General features: G+C 70.5%; 8 protein-coding genes and 1 pseudogene. 5 read left to right on the top strand and 4 right to left on the bottom strand.

Annotated elements, in window-relative coordinates; genetic code table 11:
• Nucleotides 1-16: 16 nt before the first annotated feature.
• The 4 genes from VFZ20_RS33025 to VFZ20_RS33020 all read left to right on the top strand — a co-directional run bounded on the left by VFZ20_RS33025 (nucleotide 17) and on the right by VFZ20_RS33020 (nucleotide 2323).
• Entirely contained in the window at nucleotides 17-478 is a 462-nt protein-coding gene (locus VFZ20_RS33025; RefSeq protein ID WP_414682964.1) for a thioredoxin family protein, read from the top strand.
• Between the two features lie 51 nt (nucleotides 479-529).
• Entirely contained in the window at nucleotides 530-910 is a 381-nt protein-coding gene (locus VFZ20_RS31485) for a metal-sensitive transcriptional regulator (protein ID WP_329687944.1), read from the top strand.
• 192 nt (nucleotides 911-1102) lie between these two features.
• Nucleotides 1103-1939 carry an alpha/beta hydrolase gene (locus tag VFZ20_RS31480; RefSeq protein WP_329687943.1) on the top strand — a complete coding sequence of 279 codons (837 nt, stop codon included), beginning with the start codon at nucleotides 1103-1105 and terminating at the stop codon, nucleotides 1937-1939.
• 231 nt (nucleotides 1940-2170) lie between these two features.
• Nucleotides 2171-2323 carry a DUF305 domain-containing protein gene (locus VFZ20_RS33020; RefSeq protein ID WP_414682963.1) on the top strand — a complete coding sequence of 51 codons (153 nt, stop codon included), beginning with the start codon at nucleotides 2171-2173 and terminating at the stop codon, nucleotides 2321-2323.
• Between the two features lie 203 nt (nucleotides 2324-2526).
• On the opposite strand, the gene VFZ20_RS31475 is transcribed toward VFZ20_RS33020, so the two are convergent.
• From VFZ20_RS31475 to VFZ20_RS31460, 4 genes and pseudogenes are all read right to left on the bottom strand, one after another.
• The gene (locus VFZ20_RS31475) at nucleotides 2527-2985 is read right to left on the bottom strand and encodes a YqaA family protein (RefSeq protein ID WP_329687942.1); all 459 of its coding nucleotides are present in this window, start codon (nucleotides 2983-2985) and stop codon (nucleotides 2527-2529) included.
• Nucleotides 2986-3122: 137 nt separating this feature from the next.
• Nucleotides 3123-3344, bottom strand: a pseudogene (locus VFZ20_RS32860) (type II restriction endonuclease); the annotation flags it as partial.
• Between the two features lie 263 nt (nucleotides 3345-3607).
• Nucleotides 3608-4378, bottom strand: a complete 771-nt coding sequence (locus tag VFZ20_RS31465; RefSeq protein ID WP_329687940.1) for a hypothetical protein — start codon at nucleotides 4376-4378, stop codon at nucleotides 3608-3610.
• A 35-nt stretch (nucleotides 4379-4413) separates the two neighbouring features.
• Nucleotides 4414-5565, bottom strand: a complete 1152-nt coding sequence (locus tag VFZ20_RS31460; RefSeq protein ID WP_329687939.1) for a type II glyceraldehyde-3-phosphate dehydrogenase — start codon at nucleotides 5563-5565, stop codon at nucleotides 4414-4416.
• 350 nt (nucleotides 5566-5915) lie between these two features.
• Here VFZ20_RS31460 and VFZ20_RS31455 point away from each other — a divergent pair.
• Nucleotides 5916-6203 (top strand): twin-arginine translocation signal domain-containing protein (locus VFZ20_RS31455; RefSeq protein ID WP_329687938.1); only part of this gene is annotated, 288 nt, incomplete at its 3' end.

The following is a 6203-nucleotide window of genomic DNA, read 5'->3' as shown; positions in this document are numbered from 1 at the left end:
GAGAGCAACCAGGAGCCTGTGGCGGTCCGTCCACGCGCGGGCGACTGTCCCGGAGGATCTCGTGGAGCGAGCGCGGCAGCTCCCGGCGCGCCTCCTGCTCGTCCTCGTCGAGGACTGGTGCGGCGACGCGGTGAACACCGCCCCCGTGCTGGCCCGGCTGGCTCAGGCGGCGCCCGGGCTGGACCTCCGCATCCTGGGACGCGAGGCCAATCCGGACCTGATGGATCCGCACCTCTACACGGGTGCGCGGGCCGCGAGCTGGGCTGGTGGGGCTCGCGCCCGGAGCCCCTCCAGGCCTGGGTCCGCTCCGAGGGGCAGGCGCTCGACAAGGCGGCCCGCTACCGCGAAGTCCGCCGCTGGTACGCGCGGGACCGGGGCCGCACCACGCTGGAGGAGGTCGTCAGCCTCATGGAGCAGACGGCGCTCCAGGCCGTCTGATCCCACGGTCCGGGGGCGGTCTGGGGGTAATGCAGGTTAGGGGCGGGGGACGTACACAACGGTGGCAGAGCACTCAACGGAGACGAGGGCCATGGCGACGGTGACGGAGCGGGACGCCGGGGACGGATTGGAGGCTCACGCGGCCTGCGGGTGCGGCTGCGCCGCACACGACGAGGCGGGACGCAAGGCGCATGGGGTCGACACCGCGATCAAGGACCGCAACCTCAAGCGCCTGCGCCGGATCGAGGGGCAGGTGCGCGGACTCCAGAAGATGGTGGAGGAGGACCGCTACTGCGCCGACATCCTCACCCAGATCGCGTCCGTCCACGAGGCGCTGCGAGGCGTGGGAAGGGAGCTCATGCGCAACCACCTGAAGCACTGCGCCACCTCGGCGATCCGCGGCGGCGACGATCAGGCCGCGGAGTCGATGTACGACGAGCTCATCGACATGATGTACAGAAGCGCACGGTGACCGGAAGCACGAGGGACCGAAGCGGGAGGTCCGCCGCCCGCGGTGGGGTGGTCCATCCAGGGGATCCACGGGATCTGACCGGTTCGCGAACCAGACGCCAGCCATGTCGGACCTGAAGCGGCGCGCTCCTGCGGGCGGTAGCGGCCTGCTTCGCGACGGATATTTGAACCTTGGGCTTAAGGAACGGGCGCGATGAACGAGTTCGGGTACCGCGGCAGCGACGGCTTGCAGCTGTATGCTGCCGCGGTTGGCGGTGCCGGTGAGCGGGCCGGCACCAGCGGCCCCGTGCTCGTCCTGCTGCACGGCGGAGGTCCCGATCATCGGAGTCTGCTTCCGCTGGCTGAGCGGCTCGCAGACCTCTGCAGGGTGGTCTTGCCGGACATCCGCGGCTATGGCGCGTCCATCTGTACCGACCCGTCCCGCCACACCTGGGCCCAGTACGCCGAGGACGTGGTCGCCCTCTTGAACCACCTCAGTATGCCCGGCGCCATCGTGGGCGGTGCCGGCCTCGGGGCGACCATCGCCCTGCGAGCAGCCCTTGCCTACCCCGAGCGGATCCTGGGATCAGTGCTCATCAGCGTCGAAGACATCGAAGCCGACGAGCAGAAGCAAGCGGAGATCGCGTTCATGGATGCTTTTGCAGTTCGTGTCCGGACGCAAGGCATAGAGGCGGCCTGGGCACCGATCCTCGGCGATCTTGCGCCGGTCGTCGGCGCCATGGTGCGGGAGGCGATTCCGCGTTCCGATTCCGCCAGCATCGCGGCGGCGGCGTCCATCGGCCGTGACCGGGCGTTTCACGGCGTGGACGAGCTCGTGGGCATTACCTCGCCAACGTTGATCTTCCGCGGGATGGACTGGCGGCACCCCCCGGCGCTCGCGGAGCATCTGGCTCGCCTCCTCCCGAAGGGGCGCCTCGCGCCCGTGACGCTCTCTGCCGACGTTCGCACGGCACACGACTTCGCCGGCGCCTGCGCGCCCGCCATACGCGAGTTCATCACCGATGTGATCGGACCCCCCCGCCAGGGATGACCGCGGCAGGGTCTGAGCCGAGCCGCACCCGGCCCGCGAAATCACACCGCCCGCCTTATGCGACGAACAGGCACGTAGCAGCCTGCGCGTGAGGCGGGTGGGGCACGCCAAGGCGAACCGGGAGGGGACCCGGCGCGTCGCCCAGCGGATGAAGGAAGACTAGGCACGCGAGATCGCGCGTTTCGGGGCAGTCCGCGTGGAGCTCACGGGCTCGGCCGCACCCCTCCGTCGATGATGCCGCAGCCGATCCCCGCCGGCCCCGCGTTCGACCGGATGTTCTACGAGATGATGATCCCGCACCACCAGGGCGCGATCGACCAGTCGAATCTGGCACGGGTCCAACGTCCGCGCCGTGCTCGACAGCCTGGCGCACCATACCATTGAGGAGCAGAGGATGGAGCAGCAGGAGTTTGGCGACTCCCTCCGCGTGATCTTCGGGGTGCAGTAGCTTCTCCGCCCTCGGGCGCTCGGGCCTGCTACGGAAGAGCCGCCCCGCGAACGGTGTCGCGGGGCGGCTCTTCGTTCTCGCTCGTAGCTGCCGTTGCGAGCGGCTCACGCTCCGCTGACTCGCGCCTGGCCGTGACTCGTCAGAACCGGAGTGCCAGGAGGAGAAGCACGAGGAGGGCCAGGATGGCCCCGGCGGCGAAGCGCCGGGGATGGGCGGCAATGAACGCGCGGACAGGAGTGCCGAAGTAGAACGTGAGCGTGCCCAGGAGGAAGTACTTGAGCGCACGCCCCACGAGGGCACCGGCGATGAACGTGGGAAGCGGGATTCGATAGGCGCCGGCGGAGATGGTGTACAGCAGATAGGGGACGGGTGTGTACCCGGAGGTGGCGAGCAGCCAGAAGGCGCCGCCGCGGTACGCACCTCCCAGCGCCTCGAACCGGGCCAGCAGCCCGGCGCGGTCCAGGAGCACCCGGCCTACTTCGTCGAAGAAGAAACGTCCGGCCGCATACGCGGCCAGCGCTCCAGCGAGAGAGGCGGCCACGGCGACCGCTGCCAGCCACCGTGACTGCCTGGGCTTGCCGAGGCAGAGCGCGAGCATCAGCGCCTCGGTCGGAGCCGGGAATAGACATGCCTCGAGCGCGGCGAACAGTGCGAGGAGTGCGGGGCCGGCCGGGTGATCCGCCCATCGCGCTGCCCACCGCAGCCCCTCCGGTTGGCCGGGAGTGGCAGTCTGCTTCACGCAAGCCGGCGCGAAACGGCCTCGACTGCCTTCAGGCCGGAGCCGAACCGCGCCATCGCCTCCCGGTTCCGCTCCAGTTCGGCGTAGGGAAGGTACCGTACATCCAGGTCCGCGACCCGGCTGAACGCGGGACGTCGCAGCTGGGACCGGACTTCCTCCTCCCGGCCGTCGGGCGCCACCAGGAAGAGGCCGTGCACCGCGCCCTCCGGCGCTCCCAGGGTCGCCGCCGGATCGTCCCGCCAGCGGGTGATCAGCGGGCGTAGCGACTCGAAGGACATGGGATGGGCCGGTGCAATGGTCGGGGAAAGATGAAGCGGAGCGAGCGCGCGGCGTAGCCGCCGCCCCCGGCCGAACGAGTCGAATCTACACGTCGATTTTGCCCGCTGTAAAGCGGGAGCGGAGCTGTCGCTCATCGCAGCGGACGGGCGCAGGGCACGTACCAGCACCGGCATGACCGCTCCGGCACGCTCGCGCCTCACGCTCAGGGGCCCGCCACACCCGCTCCCGGGCGGGAAGTTGCCCCGTCCGGCGCCTCGGGGGCGTTGGGCCGCCACTGGAGCCCAAGCATCAGCCGGGGCAGGTTCCCGGATGCGGTGCGTGGAAGCCGGACGGTTCGGTTGCCAGCCTCCAGCGTCCGGAACCAGACCGCATCGGTCGAGACTTCGATGCGGACGGAGGCGTCGCCGGGGAGCCCCGCGCTCCCCCAGGTTCGCTCCGCGGCGAAGCCGAACCGGACGCCCCGGCCCCGCAGGGAGAGCGGGCGCGCCACGGAGTCCGCCGGGCCACCCGCGGAATCGCGAGCATAGCCGGGGAGCTGGTCGGGACGTGCCATCACCTGCCCGAGACTGGTCCCCACGCCGCCGACGTGGAGCTCGGGCCGCCACCCCGCCATCCGCAGCGCGGGACGCCAGTGCGCGGAGCCGTGGACCGAGGCGTAGACGGAGGCTTCGCGTCCCATTCGGATGCCATCGCGCACGATCTCCGGACCGATGTCCAGCCCCGCCGCCTCCGCTCCCACGCTGGCCCCGAACGACTGCCGGTCGAATCGGAGCCACACAGCCATGCCCGGGCCCGCCCGGAACCGGCCCACCCCCTGGAACGGCTCCCGCCCAGGTGCGTTGAGGAACGGCCGGGTCACCACCACACCCATGCCCAGGCCGAGCCCGGACGGGGCGGTGGCGGGGCTGTCCTGTGCCGGCGCGGACAGGGGGAGCAGAAGGACGAAGGCGGCACCCCATAGCGTGCGGTTCATCGAGAGGCGGAGTTCGGGTTGCGCGCCAGGCCGGATCATCCGCGGTCCGCCTCTCCTGCACCGCGCCGGGCGTCGGTGGGCTCTTCCGAGCCCTTGAAGCCGGCCTGCCGGAACCCGCGAGCGGCCGTACCGGCCGGACCCCCAGCTTCGCCGAAGAACCGCGTCGCGACGCCGAGCGCCGCGTCGGTCCTTGCCATCGACGCCGCGCCGTCCGGCTCGATCCCGGAGAGCGCGCGGATGCAGTCCACGGTCTCAGGTACCACGATCGCCTCGTTGTGCACCTGGAAGGTGAGATAGACCTCACGCTGGTCGGCGGCGAGCGCGTCCTCCCACACCGCCACCTCCCACATGTCTCCCCGCGGCCGCCCCAGGTCGCGCATGAGCTCCATCACCGAGTTGAGTGCCACGAGCCCTTCGTCCGCACGGACGAACGCGATCCGCGGTGCGCCACGGAGGGCCGCGCGCAGCTCTTCCAGGTCAACGGGCCGGCTGGTCTCGACCATGGCGTAGTGCAGGTGGCTCAGGTTGTACGGCCCCGCGCCGGCCAGCGTCGTGATGTCGAGATCGGGGATCACCGTCTGCGCGTCCGGCCCCTGGTGGCTGGGAACCGTCGTCTCCGGGATGGCCGTGTTGATCATCCCGTTCCGGTGCGATTCCCAGGGGTCCGTCGCGCGCCGCAGCAGCACGGCGCGCACCCGCATCACCCAGCCGCGCTGGTGGAGGGCGTGCGTGATCCGGCAGAGCGCCGTGGTATTGCACGAGACCACGCGCGCCGAGTCCCGACCCACGGCACCCGCGTAGTTCACCTGCGCAACGAACGAGTAGCCCGCCACCTCGTGCTTCTCCCCGCCCTGCCAGATGGACTTGACGCCGGCCGTGCGGTAGCGCTCCCGGTTTTCGGCACCCACCTTCTTGGGCGTGCAGTCCACGACCACGTCGACCCTGCCGAGCAGGTCCTCCAGCGATCCCGCCACCGGCACGCCTGCGGCCTCCATCTCGCTCTGCTTGTCACCGGCTGATGCAAACACGGGATAGCCGCGCTCGACCGCCACGCGGATCCGATAGTCGGAAACCACGTCGGCCACCCCGACCAGCTCCATGTCGTCCTGCAGCGCGACGGCGTCCGCGACGCGCTTGCCGATCACCCCGTATCCGTTCACCGCGACACGCACTCTCCGGGTCACCATCCTCTCTCCCTCCACTCCGCAGTCGTTGTGGTCAGCAGGACGCCGGCGGCGCGCGGTCCTCGGCTTCGTCTGCACGAGAATGCGCGATGAAGAGCTCGCTGGCGCGCCCGCAGATTTGATGCCGATTAAAATACACGCAGATCCGCCCCGTACCCTGTACCTGAGGCCGAACCGCGGGTTGCGGAGAATCGCTGGCCGGTGCCATATTTATGGCGCGTAAAACAGACTCGCAATCCCCGGCGCCGAAACCGCCGGCGCGGCTTCCGCGGCGCACATCTGGCGCGGAATGGGAGACGGATTTCCGGACGCGGGCACGGCGCCGCGTTCGAACATGCAGGAGCGATGCAGAGATGAAGTCCAACTCGCTGGAGCCCGACACCCGCCTGCTGCCGGCAGTGCCCGTGTCGCGGCGCGGCTTCTTGCGGACGGCAGGGGCCCTGGGCGCGTTCGCGGGAATCGAGGCCCTGCTGCCCGATTACGCCCGCGCGCTGCCACTTTCGCGTGCGCCAGACGGCCTGCAGCCCCGGATGGTCGACGGGCTCGCGGTCTACGACCTGGAGATCGCGAACACGCGGATCGCGGTCGCAGGCCGGCGCGCGAACGCGATCACCATCAACGGGACCGTCCCGGGTCCGCTG

Origin of the sequence: Longimicrobium sp., assembly GCF_036280135.1 — a bacterium.
In the GTDB taxonomy this organism is placed as follows: domain Bacteria; phylum Gemmatimonadota; class Gemmatimonadetes; order Longimicrobiales; family Longimicrobiaceae; genus Longimicrobium.
This window is presented reverse-complemented; position numbering and strand designations above follow the sequence as displayed.